Origin of the sequence: Pseudomonas sp. KK18, assembly GCF_037094675.1 — a bacterium.
GTDB lineage: Bacteria > Pseudomonadota > Gammaproteobacteria > Pseudomonadales > Pseudomonadaceae > Aquipseudomonas.
This window is the reverse complement of record NZ_CP146605.1, coordinates 2,015,301-2,038,897: the sequence shown is the minus strand read 5'-3', so window position 1 is coordinate 2,038,897 and position 23,597 is coordinate 2,015,301. Positions and strand designations below refer to the sequence as shown.

19 protein-coding genes are annotated in these 23,597 nt (G+C 61.4%); 5 read left to right on the top strand and 14 right to left on the bottom strand.

Annotation, left to right across the window (positions count from 1 at the left end; genetic code table 11):
* Positions 1–204 precede the first annotated feature (204 nt).
* The 8 genes from rpsA to mtnA all read right to left on the bottom strand — a co-directional run bounded on the left by rpsA (position 205) and on the right by mtnA (position 12,506).
* Positions 205–1,899 carry a 30S ribosomal protein S1 gene (gene rpsA, locus V6607_RS09120; RefSeq protein WP_003218806.1) on the bottom strand — a complete coding sequence of 565 codons (1,695 nt, stop codon included), beginning with the start codon at positions 1,897–1,899 and terminating at the stop codon, positions 205–207.
* 119 nt (positions 1,900–2,018) lie between these two features.
* The gene (cmk, locus tag V6607_RS09115; protein WP_003172653.1) at positions 2,019–2,708 is read right to left on the bottom strand and encodes a (d)CMP kinase; all 690 of its coding nucleotides are present in this window, start codon (positions 2,706–2,708) and stop codon (positions 2,019–2,021) included.
* The gene (locus tag V6607_RS09110) at positions 2,705–4,915 is read right to left on the bottom strand and encodes a bifunctional prephenate dehydrogenase/3-phosphoshikimate 1-carboxyvinyltransferase (protein WP_256662429.1); all 2,211 of its coding nucleotides are present in this window, start codon (positions 4,913–4,915) and stop codon (positions 2,705–2,707) included. Before V6607_RS09110 ends, cmk begins: the two co-directional genes overlap by 4 nt.
* A gap of 28 nt (positions 4,916–4,943) precedes the next feature.
* Entirely contained in the window at positions 4,944–6,056 is a 1,113-nt protein-coding gene (gene hisC, locus V6607_RS09105) for a histidinol-phosphate transaminase (protein ID WP_003218810.1), read from the bottom strand.
* 9 nt (positions 6,057–6,065) lie between these two features.
* Complete coding sequence (gene pheA / locus V6607_RS09100; protein ID WP_003218812.1) at positions 6,066–7,160, bottom strand: prephenate dehydratase; 1,095 nt, start codon at positions 7,158–7,160, stop codon at positions 6,066–6,068.
* The gene (gene serC, locus V6607_RS09095; RefSeq protein WP_003218814.1) at positions 7,160–8,245 is read right to left on the bottom strand and encodes a 3-phosphoserine/phosphohydroxythreonine transaminase; all 1,086 of its coding nucleotides are present in this window, start codon (positions 8,243–8,245) and stop codon (positions 7,160–7,162) included. Before serC ends, pheA begins: the two co-directional genes overlap by 1 nt.
* A gap of 218 nt (positions 8,246–8,463) precedes the next feature.
* Positions 8,464–11,127: a DNA gyrase subunit A gene (gyrA, locus tag V6607_RS09090; protein WP_003218817.1), complete on the bottom strand. Its 2,664-nt coding sequence runs from the start codon at positions 11,125–11,127 to the stop codon at positions 8,464–8,466.
* 302 nt (positions 11,128–11,429) lie between these two features.
* Positions 11,430–12,506 (bottom strand): S-methyl-5-thioribose-1-phosphate isomerase, encoded by a 1,077-nt coding sequence (gene mtnA / locus V6607_RS09085; RefSeq protein WP_134325979.1) that lies wholly within the window; start codon positions 12,504–12,506, stop codon positions 11,430–11,432.
* Positions 12,507–12,614: 108 nt separating this feature from the next.
* Here mtnA and V6607_RS09080 point away from each other — a divergent pair, with 108 nt between their 5' ends.
* The 4 genes from V6607_RS09080 (at position 12,615) to V6607_RS09065 (ending at position 16,313) form a co-directional block, all read left to right on the top strand.
* Positions 12,615–13,946, top strand: a complete 1,332-nt coding sequence (locus V6607_RS09080; protein WP_003218823.1) for a TRZ/ATZ family hydrolase — start codon at positions 12,615–12,617, stop codon at positions 13,944–13,946.
* Positions 13,947–14,009: 63 nt separating this feature from the next.
* Positions 14,010–14,708: a bifunctional 2-polyprenyl-6-hydroxyphenol methylase/3-demethylubiquinol 3-O-methyltransferase UbiG gene (gene ubiG, locus V6607_RS09075; RefSeq protein WP_003218825.1), complete on the top strand. Its 699-nt coding sequence runs from the start codon at positions 14,010–14,012 to the stop codon at positions 14,706–14,708.
* 4 nt (positions 14,709–14,712) lie between these two features.
* Positions 14,713–15,384 (top strand): N-acetylmuramic acid 6-phosphate phosphatase MupP, encoded by a 672-nt coding sequence (gene mupP, locus V6607_RS09070; protein WP_003218827.1) that lies wholly within the window; start codon positions 14,713–14,715, stop codon positions 15,382–15,384.
* A gap of 188 nt (positions 15,385–15,572) precedes the next feature.
* Positions 15,573–16,313, top strand: a complete 741-nt coding sequence (locus V6607_RS09065; protein WP_003218829.1) for a YciK family oxidoreductase — start codon at positions 15,573–15,575, stop codon at positions 16,311–16,313.
* A gap of 140 nt (positions 16,314–16,453) precedes the next feature.
* Here V6607_RS09065 and V6607_RS09060 read toward each other — a convergent pair whose 3' ends face one another.
* Genes V6607_RS09060 through V6607_RS09035 form a run of 6 tightly spaced genes read right to left on the bottom strand, consistent with a single transcriptional unit; the run spans position 16,454 to position 22,633 of the window.
* The gene (locus V6607_RS09060) at positions 16,454–17,968 is read right to left on the bottom strand and encodes an ABC transporter substrate-binding protein (protein ID WP_134325978.1); all 1,515 of its coding nucleotides are present in this window, start codon (positions 17,966–17,968) and stop codon (positions 16,454–16,456) included.
* A 51-nt stretch (positions 17,969–18,019) separates the two neighbouring features.
* Entirely contained in the window at positions 18,020–18,991 is a 972-nt protein-coding gene (locus tag V6607_RS09055) for an ABC transporter ATP-binding protein (protein ID WP_087693677.1), read from the bottom strand.
* Positions 18,988–19,944: an ABC transporter ATP-binding protein gene (locus tag V6607_RS09050; protein ID WP_102368420.1), complete on the bottom strand. Its 957-nt coding sequence runs from the start codon at positions 19,942–19,944 to the stop codon at positions 18,988–18,990. Before V6607_RS09050 ends, V6607_RS09055 begins: the two co-directional genes overlap by 4 nt.
* Entirely contained in the window at positions 19,941–20,798 is an 858-nt protein-coding gene (locus V6607_RS09045; protein ID WP_003218837.1) for an ABC transporter permease, read from the bottom strand. The genes V6607_RS09050 and V6607_RS09045 overlap by 4 nt, the downstream gene beginning before the upstream one ends.
* Positions 20,795–21,742 (bottom strand): ABC transporter permease, encoded by a 948-nt coding sequence (locus V6607_RS09040; protein WP_003218838.1) that lies wholly within the window; start codon positions 21,740–21,742, stop codon positions 20,795–20,797. Before V6607_RS09040 ends, V6607_RS09045 begins: the two co-directional genes overlap by 4 nt.
* A gap of 3 nt (positions 21,743–21,745) precedes the next feature.
* A complete protein-coding gene (locus V6607_RS09035; protein ID WP_134325977.1) occupies positions 21,746–22,633 on the bottom strand; it encodes a proline iminopeptidase-family hydrolase in 888 nt (295 codons plus the stop codon).
* Between the two features lie 182 nt (positions 22,634–22,815).
* On the opposite strand from V6607_RS09035, the gene V6607_RS09030 reads away from it, so the two are divergent.
* The gene (locus V6607_RS09030; protein WP_008437673.1) at positions 22,816–23,580 is read left to right on the top strand and encodes a LuxR family transcriptional regulator; all 765 of its coding nucleotides are present in this window, start codon (positions 22,816–22,818) and stop codon (positions 23,578–23,580) included.
* The last annotated feature ends 17 nt before the right edge of the window (positions 23,581–23,597 follow it).

The following is a 23,597-nucleotide window of genomic DNA, read 5'->3' as shown; positions in this document are numbered from 1 at the left end:
ACCACGACAGCCAGCTCTCGCTCAGTCTCACTGGAGGCACTCCAGCGCGATCGCTGCCAGATAGAGCCTGTAAGCGCGAACGCGCTGCCAGCGCGACGACGGCGCTCCAGCCACAGAACGCCAAGGCGACGCTGCACACAACACCAAATCCCAGGCACAAAAAAGGGCGACCGAAGTCGCCCTTTTTCTATGGTCTGACAGAACTTAGTTCTGCTTTTCCATTTGTGCACGCAGCAGGTCGCCCAGAGTGGTAGGACCAGCAGAAGGCTCAGAGGTAGCTGGCTTGTCGCGCAGGCTCTGGATGGCTTCTTTCTCTTCAGCATCGTCTTTCGACTTGATGGAGAGCTGGATTACGCGGCTCTTGCGGTCAACGCTGATGATCTTGGCTTCTACTTCTTCGCCTTCTTTCAGAACGTTGCGCGCGTCTTCAACGCGGTCACGGCTGATTTCGGAGGCTTTCAGAGTCGCTTCGATATCGTCGGCCAGAGTGATGATGGCGCCTTTAGCGTCAACTTCCTTCACGATGCCTTTAACGATTGCGCCTTTGTCGTTCTCTTGAACGTACTCGGAGAACGGATCGCTTTCCAGTTGCTTGATACCCAGGGAGATGCGCTCGCGCTCTGGGTCAACCGACAGGATAACGGTGTCCAGCTCGTCGCCCTTCTTGAAACGACGAACAGCTTCTTCGCCAACTTCGTTCCAGGAGATGTCGGACAGGTGAACCAGACCGTCGATGCCGCCGTCCAGACCAATGAAGATACCGAAATCGGTGATCGACTTGATGGTGCCGGAGATTTTATCGCCCTTGTTGAACTGGCCAGAGAAATCTTCCCATGGGTTAGATTTGCACTGCTTGATGCCGAGGGAGATACGACGACGCTCTTCGTCGATGTCCAGAACCATAACTTCCACTTCGTCGCCGACTTGTACGACTTTCGAAGGATGGATGTTCTTGTTGGTCCAGTCCATTTCGGAAACGTGTACCAGGCCTTCCACGCCTTCTTCCAGCTCTGCAAAGCAGCCGTAGTCGGTCAGGTTGGTAACACGCGCGGTGACGCGAGTGCTTTCTGGGTAACGAGCCTTGATAGCGACCCATGGATCTTCGCCCAGCTGCTTCAAGCCCAGGGAAACACGGTTGCGCTCACGATCGTACTTCAGAACCTTGACATCGATCTCGTCGCCAACGTTGACGATTTCCGATGGATGCTTGATACGCTTCCAAGCCATGTCGGTAATGTGCAGCAGGCCATCGACGCCACCCAGATCGACGAATGCGCCGTAATCGGTGAGGTTTTTGACGATACCTTTGACTTGTTGGCCTTCCTGCAGGGATTCCAGCAGAGCTTCACGCTCGGCGGAGTTCTCTGCTTCCAGGACGCTGCGACGGGAAACGACAACGTTGTTGCGCTTCTGGTCGAGCTTGATGACCTTGAATTCGAGTTCCTTGCCTTCCAGGTGCGTGGTGTCGCGCACAGGACGAACGTCGACCAAAGAACCTGGCAGGAACGCACGGATGCCGTTAACGTCGACAGTGAAGCCGCCTTTAACCTTACCGTTGATAACGCCCTTGACCACTTCTTCAGCTGCGAAGGCTGCTTCGAGAACAATCCAGCATTCAGCGCGCTTGGCTTTTTCACGGGACAGCTTGGTTTCACCGAAACCGTCTTCAACCGAGTCCAGAGCAACGTGAACTTCGTCACCGACATTGATAGTCAGGTCACCAGCATCGTTGTAGAACTGTTCCAGCGGGATCAGAGCTTCAGACTTCAGACCAGCGTGAACGGTTACCCAGCGAGCTTGGTAATCGATATCAACGATAACACCGGTGATGATGGAGCCTGCCTGAAGGTTCAGGGTTTTTAGGCTTTCTTCAAAGAGTTCCGCAAAGCTTTCGCTCATTTTAATTCCTGTTGATAAGGGCGAAGAATACGCCCATCTCCACACCCCAGACGGTGTGGGTCAGTTTCAATTAAAAGAAGCACCACAGGACTATGACTGGTCCCCTGCGGCCTTCTTGGTCACCCGGCGATATCGCGAATGGCGATCTCACTCAAGATGCGTTCCAGCACCTGCTCGATGGACAACTCCGTGGAATCCAGCTGTATGGCGTCAGCCGCCGGCTTGAGCGGGGCTACCGCACGCTGGGTATCACGCTCATCGCGTGCACGGATCTCATCTAGCAGACTCGACAGACTAACACCATCGACTTTGCCCTTCAACTGCAAGTAACGGCGACGGGCCCGCTCCTCGGCGCTGGCCGTGAGGAAAATCTTCAGCGGCGCCTCGGGGAAGACCACCGTGCCCATGTCGCGGCCATCGGCCACCAGACCCGGCGGTTCCTGGAAAGCCCGCTGGCGCTGCAGCAAAGCATCGCGCACCGCCGGCAATGCGGCGACCTGGGAAGCCCAGGAGCCGACCTGCTCGTTGCGCAGGTCGTCGGTCACATCGTCCCCTTCCAGGATGATGCGCTGGGGATGACCTTCGGTCGCCCCGACGAACTGCACGTCAAGATGCGCAGCCAGCAGCTTCAGCGATTCTTCGTTGGTCAGGTCGACACCATGGTTGCGGGCGGCAAAGGCCAGCAAGCGGTATAGCGCCCCGGAATCCAGCAGGCACCAGCCCAGGCGCTTGGCCAGGATGCCGGCGATCGTGCCCTTGCCCGAGCCACTTGGCCCGTCGATGGTAATCACCGGTGCTTTGATATTCACAATTGAGCCTCTTGGGCAACACGGATGCCGACTTGGGCACACAGTGTAAGAAAATTCGGAAAAGACGTAGCCACGTTGGCACAGTCATGGATACGAATCGGCGCAGCCGCTCGCAGGGAAGCCACGCTGAAGGCCATGGCAATCCGGTGATCGCCATGGGCGCGGACTTCACCACCGCCGATCACGCCACCATCGATAATAATCCCATCAGGTGTCGGTTCACACTTCACGCCCAGCGCAAGCAGACCGTCGGCCATGACCTGGATCCGGTCGGACTCCTTGACCCGCAGCTCCTCTGCCCCACGCAATACCGTCCGGCCTTCGGCGCACGCCGCAGCCACGAACAACACCGGGAACTCATCGATAGCCAGCGGGACCAGGGCTTCAGGAATCTCGATCCCCTTCAACGGCGCCGCACGAACACGCAAATCAGCGACCGGCTCACCACCCACTTCCCGTTGGTTTTCCAGGGTGATGTCCGCGCCCATCAGTCGCAGGATATCGATCACGCCGGTACGGGTCGGATTGATACCCACATGTTCAAGCAACAGCTCGGAGCCTTCGGCGATTGAAGCCGCCACCAGAAAGAACGCCGAGGAGGAAATATCCCCAGGCACCTCAATATGGGTCGCGGTCAACGCATGGCCCGACTCGACCGCAGCCGTAGCGCCCGCCACGTCCACCGGATACCCAAAACCGCGCAACATCCGCTCGGTATGGTCGCGGGTCGGCGCCGGTTCGGTAATCGAGGTTTTACCCTCGGCATACAACCCGGCCAACAACAGGCAGGACTTGACCTGAGCGCTGGCCATCGGCAATGCGTAGGTCAGCCCCTTGAGTGCCTGGCCGCCACGAATGGTCAGCGGCGGGCGCCCTTCCGGCCCGGTCTCGATCACCGCGCCCATTGCGCGCAATGGCTTGGCCACGCGATTCATCGGGCGCTTGGACAGCGAGGCGTCCCCCGTCAACACACTGTCGAAGCGCTGGGCCGCCAGCAAACCGGACAACAACCGCATGGAGGTGCCGGAGTTACCCAGATAGATCGGACCTGGCGCCGGCTTCAAGCCATGCAGGCCAACCCCGTGGATGGTGACGCGCCCATGGTGCGGGCCTTCAATCACCACGCCCATGTCGCGGAACGCCTGCAAGGTCGCCAGGGCGTCCTCACCCTCCAGAAAACCTTCGACTTCAGTGACACCGTCCGCCAGAGAACCGAGCATGATCGAGCGATGGGAGATCGACTTATCCCCAGGCACGCGGATCTGCCCGCTCAAGCGGCCACCGGGACTGGCGAGAAACACCAGGTCATCCGCGTTTACTGCAGCATCCATATAGGCCCGACGCGCCAGAATCTTGCTGAAATGCTCCCGTGCCACCCGCGCACGGGTGAACACGCCCAACAACTGGTGCCCGTCGCCAGCATCGACCGCGTCGCGCAAGGCGTCGAGGTCGCTGCGGAACGTGTCCAGGGTGCGCAACACCGCATCGCGGTTGGCAAGGAAGATGTCGTGCCACATCACCGGATCACTACCGGCGATCCGGGTAAAGTCGCGGAAACCACCGGCGGCGTAGCGGAAAATCTCGAGGTTCTCGTTGCGCTTGGCCAACGAATCCACCAGGCCAAATGCGAGCAAATGCGGCAGATGGCTGGTCGCTGCCAGCACTTCATCGTGGCGCTCGACCTGCATATGCTCGACATCCGCCCCCAGCTCGCGCCAGAGCCGATCCACCACGGCCAGTGCCGCAGGATCGGTTTCATCCAGTGGTGTCAGAATCACTTTATGGCGACGGAACAGCTGCGCATTGGACGCCTCCACCCCGCTCTGCTCGGACCCGGCAATCGGATGCCCGGGCACAAACCGCGCAGGCATACCACCAAAGGCCAGCCGCGCCGCACGCACCACATTGCCCTTGGCACTGCCGACATCGGTCAGGATTGCCTGGCCCAGATCCATGCCGGCCAACAGCGCCAGCAACTTCTCCATGGCCAGGATCGGCACCGCCAGCTGAATGACATCCGCGCCCTGGCAGGCTACAGCGAGCTCAGCCTCGCAACGGTCCACCACACCCAACTCCACCGCCAACTTGCGCGATTGCGGGTCCAGGTCCACACCGACCACTTCGCCACACAGGCCGCTTTCCCGCAGGCCCTTCGCAAAGGAGCCGCCGATCAATCCCAGACCGACCACCACCAGGCGACCGATCATAGGTACAGCAGGTTGCAATGCAGTGACATCAACCACGAGCCAGAACCTTGGCCAGCGCTTCGAGGAAGCGGCTGTTTTCAGCAGGCAGACCGATGGTGATGCGCAGGTGGTTCGGCATGCCGTAGTTGGCCACCGGACGCACGATCACACCCTCGCGCAGCAAGCCCTGGAACACAGGAGCCGCCACTTGGCCGAGGTCGACGCAGATGAAGTTGCCCTTGGACGGAATCCAGCCCAGGCCCAGCTCACGGAAGCCTTCCTGCAATTGCAGCATGCCGCTTTCGTTGAGGCGACGGCCTTCTTCCAGGTACTCGGCGTCCTGCACCGCAGCGCAAGCCGCCGCCAGTGCGAGGCTGTTGACGTTGAATGGCTGGCGCACACGGTTCAACACATCGGCTACCACCGCAGTGGACAAGCCGTAACCGACCCGCAGCGACGCCAGGCCATAAGCCTTGGAGAAGGTGCGCGAGACCAGCAGGTTCGGATAAGCCGCGAGGAAGTCCAGGCCGTCCGGCAAGTCGCTGCCTTCGGCGTACTCGATGTACGCCTCGTCCAGCACCACCAGTACATGCTCCGGCACGTCCTGCAGGAAGTTATCCAGCACCTCGGCGCTGAACCAGGTGCCGGTCGGGTTGTTCGGGTTGGCGATAAACACAACACGAGTATTGCCATCGATGGCCGCCAGCATGGCTGGCAGGTCATGACCCCAGTCTTTCGCAGGAATCACACGCGCCTCGGCGCCAACGGCCTGAGTGACGATCGGATAGACCGCAAACGCGTGCTCGCTGAATACCGCGTTCAGGCCCGGCGCCAGATAGGCGCGGCCGACCAGCTCCAGAATATCGTTGGAGCCGTTACCCAGGGTCACCTGGTTGATATCAACGCGGCAGTTTTTCGCCAGCAGGGACTTGAGTTCAAAGCCGTTACCATCAGGATAACGGGTCAGTTCGGCCAGCGCCTCACGAATCGCGGCCAGTACCTTGGGGCTTGGGCCCATCGGGTTTTCGTTACTGGCCAGCTTTACGATCTTCGACGGATCCAGATTCAACTCACGCGCCAGCTCGTCCACAGGCTTGCCCGGAACGTAAGGCGACAGTTGTTGCACGCCCGGCTGCGCCAGGGCGAGGAAGTTGCCACTCATGTTAAAGCCTCACAAAACCGCTTTCGGGTAGGAGCCCAGCACCTTGAGTGCCACGGCTTCCTGACTGATTTTCTCGAGCACACCCTTGACCAGAGGGTCGCGGTGATGGCCGACGAAGTCGATAAAGAACACATAAGTCCATTTACCGCTGCGCGAAGGACGAGTCTCGATTCGCGTCAGGTCAATCCCGTTATCGTGGAACGGCACCAGCAGCTCATGCAGCGCGCCGGGCTTGTTGCTCATGGAGACGATGATCGACGTCTTGTCGTCGCCGGTCGGCGGCACTTCCTGGCTGCCGATCATCAGGAAGCGCGTGGAGTTATCCGGGCGATCCTCGATTTTCTCGGCCAGGCGCGTCAGCCCATACAGGCCGGCAGCCATGTCGCCGGCAATCGCCGCCGAGTTCCACTCACCCTTGACCCGCTTCGCCGCTTCGGCGTTGCTGGACACCGCCACGCGCTCCACATTCGGGTAGTGCGCGTCCAGCCACTTGCGGCACTGGGCCAGGGACTGGGCGTGGGAGTAGATGCGGCTGATGCTGTCGGTCTTGGTGTTTTCGCCCACCAGCAAGTGGTGGTGAATACGCAGCTCGACTTCGCCGCAGATCACCATGTCGTGCTCAAGAAAACTGTCGAGGGTGTGGTTGACGGCACCTTCGGTGGAGTTTTCCACCGGCACCACGCCAAAATTCACCGCCCCGGCTGCCACTTCACGGAACACTTCGTCGATCGCAGCCATCGGCTTGCTGATCACCGCGTGACCGAAGTGCTTCATGGCCGCGGCTTGAGTGAAGGTGCCTTCCGGGCCCAGGTAAGCCACTTTCAGCGGCTGCTCCAGTGCCAGGCACGAAGACATGATTTCACGGAACAACCGCGCCATCTCTTCGTTGCCCAACGGGCCCTTGTTGCGTTCCATCACGCGCTTGAGCACCTGGGCTTCACGCTCCGGACGGTAGAACACCGGCACTTCGCCTTCAGCCAGGGAAGCCATCTTCACCCGTGCAACTTCCTGGGCGCACCGCGCGCGCTCACTGATCAGTTCCAGGACTTTCTCGTCCAGGCTGTCAATGCGTACGCGCAGGGCCTTGAGTTCTTGCTCAGACATTAGCCGTGTTCCTTTTCGAACTCTGCCATGTAAGCCACCAGCGCTTTGACGGCGTGGATATCGACAGCGTTATAGATGGAGGCGCGCATGCCACCTACCGAACGGTGGCCCTTGAGGTTCAACAGGCCGCGCTCGTCGGCGCCGGCGAGGAAAGGCTTGTCCAGGCGATCATCCGCCAGGCGGAACGGCACGTTCATCCACGAACGGTCGGTCAGGTTGATCGGGTTGCTGTACAGGCCGCTGGCGTCGATGAAGTCGTACAGGGTACGTTTCTTCTCTTCGTTGAGCTTGCCCATGGCAGCCACGCCGCCCTGCTCTTTCAGCCATTCGAACACCAGGCCCGACAAGTACCAGGCGAAGGCCGGCGGGGTGTTGTACATCGAGCCGTTATCGGCCGCGACCTTGTAGTTGAGCATGGTCGGGCACAGCGAACGCGCACGACCCAACAGGTCTTCACGGACAATGTTGACCAGGATGCCGCTCGGGCCGATGTTCTTCTGTGCACCGGCGTAGATCATGCCGTACTTGGACACATCGATCGGGCGCGAGAGGATGTCCGAGGACATGTCGCAGACCAGCGGGACATCACCCACTTCCGGCACCCAATCGAACTCCAGGCCGCCGATGGTTTCGTTCGCCACGTAGTGAACATAGGCCGCGTCTTTCGACAGCTTCCACTCGTTCTGACCGGGGATGGCGAAGTAGTCGTAGGGCTTGGCCGTGCCTGCCACATTGACGTGACCGTAACGGGACGCCTCTTCAATGGCCTTCTGCCCCCAGATACCGGTGTCGATATAGTCCGCAGTGCCGTCTTCCGGCAGCAGGTTCAGCGGGATCTGGGCGAACTGCTGGCTCGCACCACCCTGCAGGAACAGCACTTTGTAATCGGACGGGATGTCCAGCAAGTCGCGCATATCCTGCTCGGCCTTGGTGGCAATGGACACGAACTCATCGCTGCGATGGCTCATTTCCATCACGGAGAGGCCTTTTCCATGCCAGTCGAGGAGTTCACCCTGCGCGCGCTGCAGGACTGCTTCAGGAAGCGCCGCGGGACCGGCACAGAAGTTATAGGCTCTCTTGCTCACATCCAATCTCTCTGATCTGGTGGGACTGCAATCAACATCCCGCAACGCGGAACCCTGTAGGAGCTGGCTTGCCAGCGATGCAAACGACTCGGCGCTTCACTTGAATCGAGTTGATGCCATCGCCGGCAAGCCGGCTCCTACAAGAGCGGCGCGGCGTCGTATTTCAAACGGGACAAACAACAAGGGGGCGAATCTTCATCCGCCCCCTGTGTGTCCGCTTATTCCTGCGGTTCTTCTTCGTCTGCGGCAGCGTCGAGTGTTGGCTCGTCGACGCCGTCATCGGCATCGCCGATCACTTGCCCCTCGAGTGCAATCCCCTCTTCACCTTCCAGCTCCTCGCCTTCGACTTCCGATGGCTCCTGGACACGCTCCAGGCCTACCAACGTTTCGTCGCTGGCCAGCTTGATCAAGGTCACGCCCTGGGTGTTACGCCCCAGGCTCGACACTTCATCAACCCGGGTACGTACCAGAGTGCCCTGGTCGGAAATCAGCATGATTTCCTCACCATCCAGCACCTGGACCGCGCCGACCAGGCGGCCGTTGCGATCGTTGCTGACCATGGCGATAACGCCCTGGCCGCCACGCTTGTACTCGGGGAACTCGCTGATGGCCGTACGCTTGCCGTAGCCGCGGGCCGATGCCGTGAGGATCTCGCTGCCTTCTTCCGGGATCAGCATCGAAATCAGCTTCTGCCCTTCCGGCAGGCGCATGCCGCGCACACCGCGGGCGGTACGGCCCATGGCACGAACGTCGGACTCCTTGAAGCGCGTGACCTTGCCGCCGTCGGAGAACAGCATGACTTCACGCTCGCCGTCAGTGATGGCCGCGCTGATCAATACGTCGCCTTCGTCCAGTTCGAGGGCGATCAGGCCCACGCTGCGTTGACGGCTGAAGGATTCCAGCGGGGTCTTCTTCACGGTGCCTTTCGCAGTGGCCATGAAGATGAAGTGACCTTCGGTGTACTCGTCTACCGGCAGCATGGTGGTGATGTATTCATCACTGTCCAGCGGCAGCAGGTTGACCAGCGGACGACCACGGGCAGCGCGGGACGCTTCCGGGATTTCGTAGGTTTTCAGCCAGTACACCTTGCCCTTGCTGGAGAACAGCAGCAGCGTGGTGTGGCTGTTGGCAACCAGCAGGTGAGCGATGTAGTCCTCATCCTTGACGCCGGTAGCCGATTTGCCTTTACCGCCACGACGCTGGGCCTGGTACGCCGCCAGAGGCTGGGTCTTGGCATAGCCACCGTGGGAAATGGTCACGACGCGATCCTCTTCCGGGATCATGTCACCCAGGGTCAGGTCGAGACGGGCGTCGAGAATCTCGGTGCGGCGCACATCGCCGTATTCGGCGCGGATCACTTCCAGTTCTTCGCGGATCACTTCCATCAGGCGCACGGCGCTGTTGAGGATGCGGATCAGCTCGCCGATCTGGTTGAGGATCTCCTGGTACTCGGCCAGCAGTTTCTCGTGTTCCAGGCCGGTCAGACGGTGCAGACGCAGTTCCAGAATGGCCTGGGCCTGTTCCGGGGACAGGAAATACTTGCCGTCGCGCAGGCCGTATTGTGGGTCCAGAGTCTCCGGACGGCACGAATCGGCACCGGCACGTTCCACCATCGCTACTACGGCGCTGGATTCCCACGGCATCTTGATCAGCGCTTCCTTGGCTTCCGACGGCGTCGGCGAGGCCTTGATCAGGGCGATGACCGGGTCGATGTTCGACAGCGCAACAGCCTGGCCTTCCAGGATGTGGCCGCGTTCACGGGCCTTGCGCAGTTCGAATACGGTACGGCGGGTTACCACTTCGCGGCGGTGACGCACGAAGGCTTCCAGCAGATCCTTGAGGTTCAGGATGCGCGGGCGGCCGTCGATCAGCGCTACCACGTTGATACCGAATACGCTTTGCAGCTGGGTCTGGGCGTAGAGGTTGTTGAGGATCACCTCAGGCACTTCGCCACGACGCAGCTCGATCACCACGCGCATACCGTCCTTGTCAGACTCGTCGCGCAGCTCGGTGATGCCTTCCAGCTTCTTCTCTTTAACCAGCTCGGCGATCTTCTCGATCAGACGCGCCTTGTTCAACTGGTAAGGGAGTTCGGTGATGACGATCTGCTGACGGCCACCGACCTTGTCGATGTCTTCGATGATCGAGCGGGCACGCATGTAAATGCGGCCGCGACCGGTACGGTAGGCTTCGATGATGCCGGCACGACCGTTGATGATCGCGGCGGTCGGGAAGTCCGGACCCGGGATGTACTGCATCAGCTCATCGACGGTCAGCTCGGGGTTGTCGATGAGGGCCAGGCAACCGTCGATGACTTCACCGAGGTTGTGTGGCGGGATGTTGGTGGCCATGCCCACGGCGATACCGCTGGAGCCGTTGACCAACAGGTTGGGAATACGGGTCGGCATGACCGCCGGGATCATTTCGGTGCCGTCGTAGTTCGGCACCCAGTCCACGGTTTCCTTGTGCAGGTCAGCCAGCAGCTCGTGCGCCAGCTTGGTCATGCGCACTTCGGTGTATCGCATGGCCGCAGCGTTGTCGCCGTCGACCGAACCGAAGTTGCCCTGGCCATCTACCAGCAGGTAGCGCAGGGAAAACGGCTGGGCCATCCGAACGATGGTGTCGTACACCGCAGTGTCGCCGTGAGGGTGATACTTACCGATCACGTCACCGACAACACGGGCAGATTTCTTGTACGGCTTGTTCCAGTCGTTACCCAGCTCGCTCATCGCGAACAGCACACGCCTGTGCACGGGCTTCAAGCCATCGCGCGCATCAGGCAGTGCCCGACCGACAATTACGCTCATCGCGTAGTCGAGGTAGGACTGTTTCAGCTCGTCTTCGATATTGACCGGGAGGATTTCTTTGGCCAGTTCGCCCATGAGAAGCCTGATTCCTTTTTCGGGTGAAACCTCGTCACATCCTATGGGACGAACGAAGCTCGCCGCTGCCGGCATGATGCCTGGCAACGACTTACGACAAATCAACGAGTTATGACACGGATCTGCGCATTAAAGGTTACCCCTTGGGGTGACCCTGGAAACCGCCGGATGTTATCACAATCGCCGCCACGCACCTATCCCCCTGATGCGCATGGAGCATAGTAAGTTGACGGATGACAGGCTTGACGGCGACGAGAGGGCCTTAGAGCTGGATCCAAGGGGATTTTTGCGGGCAAATTGCCTCAATGCAGGCGTTTACGACACATCAGTTGCGCCAACTTCGCCGTGTCGGGGCGTTCGACGATGCCTTTTTCAGTGACGATCACATCAATCAGGTCCGCCGGCGTCACGTCAAACACCGGGTTGAAGGCGTCTACATCAGCGGCTACGCGGGTGCCGCCGACTTCCAGCAACTCACGGGCGTCGCGCTCTTCAAGCGGCACGTCATCACCGCTGGTCGCCATCAGGTCGATGGTGGAGCTGGGCGCTACCACCATGAAACGCACGCCGTGATGCATGGCGCACACCGCCAACTGATAGGTACCGATCTTGCTGACCACGTCACCGTTGGCCGCAATGCAGTCGGCACCGACGATCACCCAGGTCACGCCCTTGGTCTTGAGAATATGCGCGCCAGCCGAATCGGCATTCACGGTGACCGGAATGCCTTCATTGGCCAATTCCCAGGCCGTCAGCCGCGAGCCTTGCAGCCAGGGCCGGGTTTCGTTGGCGTAGACCCGTTCCACCATGCCTTCCAGGAACGCACCGCGAATCACCCCGAGCGCGGTACCGACGCCGCCGGTAGCCAGCGCACCCGCATTGCCATGGGTCAGGATCGCCTGGACATTGCCCTGGTGCTTGCGGATCAGCTCTACACCCAGCTGCGCCATGGTCAGGTTGGCTTCACGATCACTTTGGTGAATCGCCACCGCCTCGGCCTCCAGCACCTTCAACGGATCGGCGTGTTTCTTGAGGCGATCGAGGCAATCGCGCATGCGCTTCATGGCCCAGAAAAGATTCGACGCGGTCGGGCGGGTATCCGCCAGCAGCGCGTAGTCCTCTTCCAAGGCGGCCTGCCAGTCATCGCCCTCGGCGATGTGGGCACGAGCGGCCAGCACCAGGCCATACGCCGCACTGATGCCAATGGCCGGCGCACCGCGCACCACCATTGTGCGAATGGCCTCGGCCACCTCGGCAGCACTGGTGCAGGCGACCCAGGTTTCTGCAGACGGCAAAATACGCTGATCGAGCAGGTACAGTGCGCCATCACGCCAGTCGATGGCCTTCACTTTCTCCGCAGCCAACAGTCGATCGCGCATCCCTCACCCCGCACTCATGAACAAAAGCCGCCGATTATAGCGATCCGCCAGCCAGGACGCTCGGGTATACTTCGCCGTTCTTTATAGATGCCTGGGAAACTGCCCTCGATGACACCGACTGCCGCCCCGCTCGACTTATTGCTGCTGCCCACCTGGCTGGTACCTGTCGAGCCTGCCGGCGTAGTGCTCAAGGAGCACGCCCTGGGCATTCGTGACGGGTGCATTGCGTTTATCGGCCCACGCGCCGCGGCCTTGAAGCTCGCAGCGAGCGAAGTGCGTGAACTGCCGGGCATGCTGCTCAGCCCCGGCCTGATCAACGCCCACGGCCACGCGGCCATGACGCTGTTTCGCGGCCTGGCCGACGACCTGCCGCTGATGACCTGGCTGGAAAACCACATCTGGCCCGCCGAGGCCAAGTGGGTCGACGAAGCCTTCGTCCGCGACGGCACTGACCTGGCCATCGCCGAGCAGATCAAGGGCGGCATCACGTGTTTCTCGGACATGTACTTCTTCCCGAAAGTCGCCAGCGAACGGGTGCACAACAGCGGCATGCGTGCGCAAATCGCCATCCCGATCCTGGATTTCCCGATTCCCGGCGCTGCTGACGCCGACGAGGCGATTCGCCAGGGCGTTGAGCTGTTCGGCGACCTCAAGCATCACCCACGGATCAAAATCACCTTCGGCCCGCACGCGCCGTACACCGTCTGCGATGAAAACCTGGAAAAAATCCGGGTGATCGCCGAGGAACTGGACGCCTCGATCCACATGCACGTGCATGAAACCGCCTTCGAAGTGCAGCAGTCCGTTGAACAGCGTGGTGAACGCCCGCTGGCACGGCTTGGCCGCCTGGGTTTGCTGGGGCCGCGCTTCCAGGCCGTTCACATGACCCAAATCAGCGATGACGACCTGACTTTGCTGGTAGAAAGCAACACCAGCGTGATCCATTGCCCGGAATCCAACCTGAAACTGGCCAGCGGCTTCTGCCCGGTGGAACGCCTGTGGCAAGCCGGCGTCAATGTGGCAGTAGGCACCGACGGCGCGGCCAGTAACAATGACCTCGACCTGCTGGGCGAAACCCGCACCGCCGCGCTGCTGGCCAAGGCCGTCGCCGGCTCGGCCACCGCCCTGGATGCCCACCGCGCACTGCGCATGGCCACCCTCAACGGCGCCCGGGCCATGGGCCTGGAAAGTCAAATCGGCTCGCTGGAGGTCGGCAAGGCCGCTGACATCGTGGCCTTCGACCTGTCGGGCCTGGCGCAACAACCGATCTACGATCCGGTCTCACAGCTTATATATGCCACCGGACGCGATTGTGTGAAACACCTTTGGGTCGGCGGCAAGCAATTGCTCGACGACCGGCAACTGACCCGCCTGGATGAACAACAGTTGTGCGCCACGGCCATCGCCTGGGGCCAGCGCATCAGCGGACACAGCGAATAACACCCGCCCTGGCAACGCATGCCAGGGCCGGCAAAACGTTTTATCAGATTTAGAGGATTCCCCATGAGCAACGTCGACCACGCTGAAATCGCCAAATTCGAAGCCCTCGCCCATCGCTGGTGGGACCGCGAAAGCGAGTTCAAACCCCTGCACGACATCAACCCGCTGCGGGTCAACTGGATTGACGAGCGCGTCAACCTGGCCGGCAAGAAGGTACTGGATGTGGGTTGCGGCGGCGGGATCCTCAGTGAATCCATGGCCCAGCGCGGCGCCACCGTGATGGGTATCGACATGGGCGAAGCGCCATTGGCCGTGGCCCAGTTGCACCAACTGGAGTCCGGCGTGAACGTCGAATACCGGCAGATCACCGCCGAAGAGCTGGCCGAAGAGATGCCCGGGCAGTTCGACGTGGTCACTTGCCTGGAAATGCTCGAGCACGTGCCGGACCCGTCCTCGGTGATCCGCGCCTGCTTCCGCATGGTCAAGCCCGGTGGCCAGGTGTTCTTCTCCACCATCAACCGCAATCCGAAGGCGTACTTGTTCGCGATCATCGGTGCCGAATACATCATGAAGCTGCTGCCCCGCGGCACCCATGACTTCAAGAAATTCATCCGCCCTTCCGAGCTGGGCGCCTGGAGCCGTCAGGCCGGGCTGACCGTCAAGGACATCATCGGCTTGACCTACAACCCGCTGACCAAGCACTACAAGCTGGCCAGCGACGTTGACGTCAACTACATGATCCAGACCCTGCGCGAGGAGTAAGCCTGTGAAGTTGCGAGCGGTTCTTTTCGACATGGACGGTACCCTGCTGGACACCGCGCCAGACTTTATCGCCATCTGCCAGGCCATGCGCGCTGACCGCGGCCTGGCACCGATCAACGACCAGCACATCCGCGATGAAATCTCCGGCGGCGCCCGGGCGATGGTCGCCGTGACCTTTTCCATGGACCCCGAGTCCCCGGGCTTTGAAGAGCTGCGCCAGGAATTCCTCGAGCGTTACCTCAAGGGCTGCGCGATCCACAGCAAGCTGTTCGAGGGCATGGAGGAGCTGCTGGTGGATATCGAGAAATCCAGGCTGATCTGGGGCGTGGTCACCAACAAGCCACTGCGCTTTGCCGAACCGATCATGCAGCAGCTGGGCCTGGCCGAGCGCTCGGCGCTGCTGATCTGCCCGGACCACGTGAAGAACAGCAAGCCGGACCCGGAACCGTTGATCCTGGCGTGCAAGATGCTCGACCTGGACCCGGCCAGCGTGCTGTTCGTGGGGGATGACCTGCGGGACATCGAGTCGGGCCGCGACGCCGGCACTCGTACTGCGGCGGTCACCTACGGCTATATCCACCCGGACGACAACCCGCGCAACTGGGGTGCCGATGTGGTGGTGGATCACCCGCTGGAATTGCGCAAAGTGCTGGACAGCGCGCTGTGCAGCTGCTGATCGGGACTGCCTGAGGTTGCTGCAATTTTGTGGAGAGGGAGCTTGCTCCCGTTCGACTGCGCAGCAGTCGCGAAAGCTGGGGCTGCCTCGCAACCCAACGGGAGCAAGCTCCCTCGCCACAGAAGCCTTGGCCAGCCTTAGCCGCAATCAATCACATGGATTTTCTGTGAACTTTGTCGAGGTTGTTTATGTTTGATTACTCCGCACGTCCAGAACTGCTCAAGGGCCGGGTTATCCTGGTCACCGGCGCCGGTCGCGGGATTGGCGCAGCGGCGGCCAAAACCTATGCGGCCCACGGCGCAACCGTGCTGCTGCTGGGCAAGACCGAAGCCAACCTGGCCCAGGTCTACGACGAAATCGAAGCCGCCGGCCAACCGCAGCCAGTGGTGATCCCGTTCAACCTGGAGACCGCCCTGCCCCATCAATACGATGAGCTGGCAGCGATGATCGAAAAGGAGTTCGGCCACCTTGACGGCCTGCTGCACAACGCCTCGATCATCGGCCCGCGCACACCGATCGAGCAGTTGTCCGGCGAGAACTTCATGCGGGTGATGCATGTGAACGTCAACGCGATGTTCATGCTGACCAGCACGCTGTTGCCGCTGCTCAAGCTGTCCCAGGATGCGTCGGTGGTGTTCACTTCCAGCAGCGTGGGCCGCAAGGGCCGGGCTTATTGGGGGGCTTACGGGGTGTCGAAGTTTGCCACCGAAGGGCTGATGCAAACCCTGGCGGACGAGCTGGACAACGTCGCACCGGTGCGCGCCAACAGCATCAACCCAGGCGCCACCCGCACCAGCATGCGGGCCCAGGCGTATCCAGGGGAGAACCCGACCGATAACCCGACACCGGAGGAAATCATGCCGGTGTACCTGTACCTGATGGGGCCGGACAGTACCGGCATCAATGGGCAGGCGTTTGACGCGCAATAACTATCTGGAACACAGTACAACCTAATGTGGGAGCGGGCTTGCTCGCGAAGGCGGAGTGTCAGTCAACAGAGATATCGACTGATCCACCGCCTTCGCGAGCAAGCCCGCTCCCACATTTGTATTGCGGTGATCTCTAGAACTTAGTTCTTCACCACTTCCTCAAGCGTGAAGCGCCCCAACGGGTTTTGCAGGAAGTTGCTCACGTTCTTGCGTGAGATGTTGATGTACGGGCTGTAGTACAAGTCGATCCAGTTCACATCCTGTTTCGCCATTTTCTGCAGGTCGACGTACATCTGCTCACGCTTGACCGGATCCGCCTCGATCCGCGCCGCGGCCACCAGGTCCTTGACCTTGTCGTTCTTGTAGCGGGTCATGTAGTTCTGGTTGGTGTCGTGGCCCAGCACGAAGGTGGTCTTCTGGTCCGGGTCGAGGATGTCGTTGGTCCAGTACATCACCGAAATATCGTAATCACCGTCCACCAGCATCTGCCAGCTTTGGGTCGGGTCGACCTTTTGCAGGTTGGCCGTCACACCGACCTTGGCCAGTTGATCCTTGATCATCACCGCAATCTGCTCGTCGGCTTCGTTGCCGGCGTTGACCACGTAGTTGAGCTTCAAATCCTGGGCGCCGGCAGCCGCCAGCAGTTTCTTGGCTTCGGTCGGGTCATACGGGCGTTGCAGGTTGTTGGCGTAGTGGTACAGCGAGCCTTTTGGAATGTAGGAATAGGCCACGGTGCCCTGGCCGAAGGTGGCGGTTTTCACCAGCGATTGTTTATCGATGGCCATGTCCAGCGCCTGGCGCACTTCCGGCTTGGCCAGCAGGCCGTGGGCGTGGTTGATCAACAGGTGATCTTCACGGGTGGACGGGTCGGAGTGCACCACCACGTTCTTGTCTTTTTTCAGCTCTTCAACCCGGGAAAACGGGACGAAGATCGCCGTGTCCAGCTCGTTGTTCTGCACCATGCGCATGCGGGTGTTGTCGTCGGTGACGGAGACCCACTCCACGCCATCCAGGCTGACGTTGCTGGCCTGCCAGAAGTTCGGGTTCTTCTTCAGGATCACCCGATCGCCCTTGCGCCACTCGTCCACGGTAAACGCGCCGGAGGTCACCGGGTTTTCCGAGTAGGCGTCTTCGCCCATCTGGGTCATGGCTTTTTCCGACAGGATCGACACCGTCGGCGAAGCCAGTTGCGAGAGGAAGGCCACCGCCGGGGTTTTCAAGGTCACTACCAGGGTTTGCGGGTCGCTGGCCTTGGCGGTGTTGATCAGGCTGAACGGGTCGCTCCACAGCGACGCCTTGTTGTCGCGGATGCGCAACAGGCTGAAGGCAGCGTCGTCGGCGGTGATCGGCGAGCCATCCGAGAACTTCGCGGCACGCAGCTTGAAGGTGTACGTCAGGCCGTCCTTGGAAATGTCCCAGCTTTCGGCCAGCCCCGGTTCCATCTTGGTGCCCAGGTTGTCCACGCGCACCAGGGTGTCGTAGACGTTGGCGAACACCCAGGTATCGCGGTTCTGCGCGCTTTTGATCGGGTCAAACGTGGTGCTGTCTTCGCGGCAGCCGATGGTCAGCACACCTGCGGCGTGGGCAATACCGGCGGTCAGCGACCAGGCGGTGAGTGTGGCGGCGGCGAGCAACTTCAAGTGACGGGATTGCATGTCATAACTCCTTGTCTATAACGGCGGTTGTTCATGATCGGCAGGAAGGGTTCAAAGCAAAGGTTCTTCAAGCACGCAACTGTACCGATGCGTTTGCACAACGTGAGTCGGCGGCAATACCTCGGCACACACGGCGCGTGCATGTCGGCAACGCGGGTGAAAGGCGCAACCGCTGGGCAGTCTCAACGGGCTGGGTGGCTCGCCCGGCAAGGGCTCGCTGGGCAGCGGGCGGTACGGATCAATCTCCGGGATCGCCTGGATCAACGCCGCCGTGTAGGGGTGACGGGGCGTGGTGAACACTGCCTCCACCGGGCCTTCCTCGACGATTTTCCCCAGGTACATCACCGCCACCCGATCACACAGGCGGCGGACGATGGCCAGGTCGTGGGCGATAAACAGGATCGCCAGGTTCATGCGCTGTTGCAGTTCCAGCAGCAGGTTGATGATCTGGCCCTGGATCGACACATCCAGGGCAGCCACGCATTCGTCGGCGATGATCAGCCGCGGCTCCACCGCCAGCGCCCGGGCAATGCCGACGCGCTGGCACTGGCCGCCGCTCAGGGAGCCAGGCTTGCGGCTGGCAAGCTCGGGGCGCAGGCCTACCAGATCGAGTAATTCGTCGACCCGGCGTGGGATGTTTTCTGGCGCCACCTTGCGCTGCACCCGCAGGACTTCGGCAATGGTTTCGCCGATGGTCAGCCGCGGGTTCAGGGCCGCGTAGGGATCCTGGAAGATCATCGCCGTCTCGTGCCGCAAACGGGCGATATCGACCGGCCCGGCGTGGGCCATGTCGATGCCGTCAAACACCACCTGCCCGGCGCTGATGGGGTTGAGGTGCAGGATCGCCCTCCCCAATGTGCTTTTGCCGCTGCCGGACTCGCCCACCAAACCCAGTGTTTCACCGGCGGCCAGGGTCAACGACACCCCGTTGACCGCCCTCACCCACTGTTTATTCAGGCCGAACAGGCCGCTGCCGGCGGCGGCAAAACGCACCTCAAGGTCATTCACCTGCAACAACGTCATGGGCGAACTCCCAGGGGATAGTGACAGGCCACCCGCGCGCCTTCCGGCAGCAGCTCGGTGCACAAGCTGCCGACTTGCGGGCAGCGCGGGTTGAACCGGCAGCCCTTGGGCAATGCGTCGAGCAATGGCGGTTGGCCGGCGATGGTGCGCAACAGGGCGTGGCCGCTGCTGGTGGCGGGCTGGCACTCGATCAGGCCGGCGGTGTAAGGGTGTTGCGGGTGTGCCAGCAGCTCGTATTTGCTGCCGTGTTCGCACAGGCGCCCGGCGTACATCACGGCGATGGAGTCGCAGGTTTGCGCCACCACGCCCAGGTCGTGAGTGATCATGATGATCGACAGGCCACGCTGGTCCCGCAGGTCCAGCAACAGCCGCAGAATCTGGGCTTGCACGGTCACGTCGAGGGCGGTGGTCGGTTCGTCGGCAATCAGCACCTTGGGATTGCAGCCAAGGGCCACCGCGATCATTGCCCGCTGGCGCATGCCGCCGGAAAACTCGTGGGGGTAATTGTCGATCCGCGCCTGGGGATCGGGAATGCCGACCTGGCGCAGCACTTCGATAGCCTGCAAGCGCGCCTCCTTTTTCGACGCGCCCTGGTGCAGTCGGATGCCTTCGGCGATCTGCTCGCCGATGCGCATCAACGGGTCGAGGTGGCTGCTGGGGTTCTGGAAAATCATCCCAAGTTGCCCACCGCGTACCGCGCGCATGCCGGCGTCATCCAGCTGCAGAAGGTCCTGGCCCGCCAGGCGCACCGAACCGCCCTGCACCCGCAGGCTCGGGGACGGCAGCAAGCGCATCAGCCCGCGACAGGCCATGGTCTTGCCCGAACCGCTTTCGCCCACCAGGCCGAGGATTTCACCTTCGGCCAGGTCGAACGACACCCGGTCCACCAACGTTACGTCGCGCCCGGTGTTATTGGCGATGACGCTCAGGTCCTGCACCTGCAACAGGCTCATGAGCGATCCCCCAGCACTTGCGCCACACCATCGGCCAGCAGGCTGAAGCCCATGGCCAGGGTCACGATGGCCAGGCCCGGGAAAGTGCAAATCCACCAGGCGGTGGTGATGAACGCCTGGCCTTCGGCAACCATGGTGCCCCACTCGGCGGTCGGCGGTTGTACGCCCAGGCCGAGGTAGCTGACCGCTGCGCCGTTGAGCAGCACCAGCACTGCGTCAGACATCGAGAACACAATCGAACCGAACATCGCGTTGGGCAACAAATGCCGGAACAGAATGCGCCCATGGCCAAAGCCCAGGCTTTTGGCGGCCAGGGCGAAGTCGCTTTCCTTGAGCACCAGGATCTGCGAGCGGATCAGCCGCGCGTAGGACACCCAGCCCACCAGCGCCATGGCGATGTAAAAGCTTTTCAAACCCGGGCCGAGAATGGCCATGATCGCCAGCATCAGCACCAGGAAAGGGAACGCGAGGATCACGTCGATCACCCGCATGCAGAAGCTGTCGAAACGCCCGCCGATGTAGCCAGACACCGCACCGACAAAGGTGCCGATCAGGAACGGAAAGATCACCCCGACCACCGCCAGTTGCAGGTCGATGCGTGCGCCCCAGATCACCCTCGAAAGGATGTCTCGCCCGTAGTTGTCCGTGCCAAATGGATGGGCCTGGCTGGGACCCAGCAAACTGATGTCGGTGTTTTGCGCAATCGGGTCAAAGGGTGCGATCCAGGGGGCGAACACGGCCAGCGCCAGCCATGTCAGCAGAATCAACAGGCCCCAGGCCGCCGTCAGCCGGCCATTGCGAAAACCAAAGCGCAGGCGCAGGCGCCATGGGGCGATCAATGGGCGGCTGCTCATTGCATCTTCACTCGCGGGTCCAGCGTGACCGTCACCACATCGGCAACAAAGTTGACCAGCACGGTGGCACAGGCCAGCACCATCGCCACGCCCTGCACCACCATGTAGTCGCGGGTGAAGATGCCGCGCACCAGCAATTGGCCGATGCCGGGAATCGCAAACAGGCTTTCGATCACCACCGTGCCGCTGATCAGCCAGCCAATGTTCACCGCCAGCAGGTTCACCGCCGGCACCAGGGAATTGGGCAGCACATGACGACGAAACACCGCCGCCTCCGACAACCCGCGCGCCCGGGCGGCGGTAACGTGGTCAGCCTGCAATTCCATCAACATGCTCGCCCGCAGGTTGCGCACCAGCACCGCCGACAGCGCCAGGGCGATGGTCAGGCACGGCAGAACCATGTGGTGCGCCTTGTCCAGCCAGGTGCGCCCATACCCGGAGACCGGGAACAGGCCCCATTGCACGCTGAGCAACAGGATCAGCATCAAGCCCAGCCAGAACGCCGGCATGCCCAGGCCCACCGTAGTGAACAGCCGGATCAGGTTATCCGCCCAGCCACCTTTATTACGCGCGGCCACGGTGGCCAGCGGCACGGCGATCAACAGCGCCAGCAGCACACTGCCGAGCACCAGGAACAGGGTCGGCTCGATGCGGGTGACGATCAGTTTCAGCGCGTCGACCTTGTACAGCAGTGACTGGCCGAGGTCGCCCTTGAGCAGGTTTTTCAGGAAGTAGAAATATTGCAGCCACAGCGGCTGGTCGAGGCCGTACTGGGCGCGGATCTTCAGCAAGGCGTCCGGGGTGCTGCGCGAACCCAGCAGGGCCCGCGCCGGGTCGCCGGGAATCGAGCGCACCAGCACAAAGGTGATCAGGCTGATGCCAAACAGCACCGGCAGCAATTGCAGCGGCCGGGACAGCACAAAACGGTAACGCGCCAGGTTCATCCGTCAGCCTCGATGACGAGCGAGGAAGTCCAGCAGCACCGGGAAGTATGCCTGGGGCTCTTCGTAAAACGGCATATGGCTGCTGTTGGGGAACACGTGCAGCTCGGCGTGCCGGGCCGCGCTTTTCATGCGCATGGCGCAGGCCGGGGTCAGTTCGTCGTGCTGGCCGGTGGTGATCAGTATCGGCATCTTGAACTCGGCCATCTCGGGGATGCGGTTCCAGTCCTTGAGGTTGCCGATGTAGAGAAATTCGTTGGGGCCCTGCATGGTTTCGTAGGGGCCCATGTTCCAGTCGCCGAGGGAACGCTGGACCGGCGCCGGCCATTCGTCCAGGCGGCAGACGTGGCGGTAGTTGAGCAAGGTAATCGCGGCCTGGTACTGCGGGTGATCGAGGGTGCCCATGGCTTCATGGCGTTGCATCATCGCCACGGTTTCGCTACCGAGGGCGCCGCGCAGGCGTTCCAGCTCGAGGGACAGGTGCGGAATGTCGCCGACGGTGTTTTCCAGGATCAGGCTTTTCAGCGCATCGGGGTAGTGAATGGCGTACTCGATGCCCAACCATCCGCCCCAGGAATGCCCCAGCAAGTGCACGCGGCCAAGGCCAAGGGCCTGGCGCACGGTTTCGACTTCTTCGACATAACGGCTGATTTCCCACAGCGAAACATCGGTCGGTCTGGCTGAAGCGCCCGTGCCAAGCTGGTCGAATGCAACCACTCGCAGGCCACTGTCCTTGAGCCAGCCATGGGCGTCGCGCAAGTAGTCGCAAGGCAGCCCGGGGCCGCCATTGAGGCACAGCAACACCTCATCGCCTTCGCCAAAGCTATAGGCCACGAGGTTGTGGCCATCGACCTGCACGTTGTACCGCTGGTCGGGGGCAATTTCACGCCACATGCATACATTCCTTGTTGTGTGTCGGCCCTGTGGAGAGTGGCCGTTTAGAGGCCAACACTACCGAGGATGCCGCGTGTCCATAACCTGGTAATTCTTATAGGTTTGGTCTGGCAGTCCTTCGCCGGGGCGTGGCATTCTACTTGCAGCAAGACGAGATTCAAATGAAATCGGGAGCAGAACGGATGCTGGCCAGGCTAACTGCGTTTAATGACCGTCTCATCCCCGGCAGGAGCCTGGATGAACAGATGGACAACACCCTCGTATTGGCCCAGGACCTGGGTTTTGATGCGTTGGTCTACGACTACACCCCCGTGCCCATTGACCATAATGGTGCACTGATCACCCCTTCTGTGCTGCAACTGCGCAATACCCCGCCCGACTGGTACAACCTGTGGTGCAGCTCCGGTTTTTATCAGATCGATCCGGTGCAACACCTCGCGCTGTCGACGGTTTCACCGTTTGTGTGGTCCTACGAGGCCAAGGCCGATACCGCGCTGCAAAAAATCATCGACCCTTGCCACGCCCCGGTTTCCAGCTACCTGCACGACCGCCAGATGACCTGCGGCGTCAGCGTGCCGATCCATTTGCCCCGTGGCGGCTTCGCCTCGCTGACCGGCCTGCGCACCGGCAAGGCCAGCGCCGTGTTGCAGGACGCCCGCCAGACGCTGTCGGAATTCAGCCTGATTACCCACGCCTTGCAGGAAGCGGCCTACCCGCTTTTCAGCAAGGAACTGCGCTCCTACCCGCATATCCGCCTGACCAAGCGTGAGCGCGAATGCCTGAAATGGGCCGCCGACGGCCTGACCGCCGCCGAAATCGCCACCCAATTGAGCCGCTCCCTGGCAGTGGTTACCCTGCACCTGGCGTCGGCCATGCACAAACTGGGGGCCAAGAACCGGGTGCAAGCGGTGGTACGGGCCACTCATTACCGGCTGCTGGAAGACTGATCCGAAGGAAAAACCTA

Bases quoted from the DNA above. Each gene is read 5' to 3' on its own strand.
- V6607_RS09065 (WP_003218829.1), top strand. From the start codon at position 15,573: ATGTTTGATTACTCCGCACGTCCAGAACTGCTCAAGGGCCGGGTTATC.
- V6607_RS09040 (WP_003218838.1), bottom strand. From the start codon at position 21,742: ATGAACCTGGCGCGTTACCGTTTTGTGCTGTCCCGGCCGCTGCAATTG.
- hisC (WP_003218810.1), bottom strand. From the start codon at position 6,056: ATGAGTGGCAACTTCCTCGCCCTGGCGCAGCCGGGCGTGCAACAACTG.
- V6607_RS09045 (WP_003218837.1), bottom strand. From the start codon at position 20,798: ATGAGCAGCCGCCCATTGATCGCCCCATGGCGCCTGCGCCTGCGCTTT.
- gyrA (WP_003218817.1), bottom strand. From the start codon at position 11,127: ATGGGCGAACTGGCCAAAGAAATCCTCCCGGTCAATATCGAAGACGAG.
- V6607_RS09110 (WP_256662429.1), bottom strand. From the start codon at position 4,915: ATGATCGGTCGCCTGGTGGTGGTCGGTCTGGGATTGATCGGCGGCTCC.
- V6607_RS09055 (WP_087693677.1), bottom strand. From the start codon at position 18,991: ATGACGTTGTTGCAGGTGAATGACCTTGAGGTGCGTTTTGCCGCCGCC.
- pheA (WP_003218812.1), bottom strand. From the start codon at position 7,160: ATGTCTGAGCAAGAACTCAAGGCCCTGCGCGTACGCATTGACAGCCTG.
- V6607_RS09080 (WP_003218823.1), top strand. From the start codon at position 12,615: ATGACACCGACTGCCGCCCCGCTCGACTTATTGCTGCTGCCCACCTGG.
- V6607_RS09035 (WP_134325977.1), bottom strand. From the start codon at position 22,633: ATGTGGCGTGAAATTGCCCCCGACCAGCGGTACAACGTGCAGGTCGAT.
- V6607_RS09050 (WP_102368420.1), bottom strand. From the start codon at position 19,944: ATGAGCCTGTTGCAGGTGCAGGACCTGAGCGTCATCGCCAATAACACC.
- ubiG (WP_003218825.1), top strand. From the start codon at position 14,010: ATGAGCAACGTCGACCACGCTGAAATCGCCAAATTCGAAGCCCTCGCC.
- V6607_RS09030 (WP_008437673.1), top strand. From the start codon at position 22,816: ATGCTGGCCAGGCTAACTGCGTTTAATGACCGTCTCATCCCCGGCAGG.
- V6607_RS09060 (WP_134325978.1), bottom strand. From the start codon at position 17,968: ATGCAATCCCGTCACTTGAAGTTGCTCGCCGCCGCCACACTCACCGCC.
- mtnA (WP_134325979.1), bottom strand. From the start codon at position 12,506: ATGCGCGATCGACTGTTGGCTGCGGAGAAAGTGAAGGCCATCGACTGG.
- rpsA (WP_003218806.1), bottom strand. From the start codon at position 1,899: ATGAGCGAAAGCTTTGCGGAACTCTTTGAAGAAAGCCTAAAAACCCTG.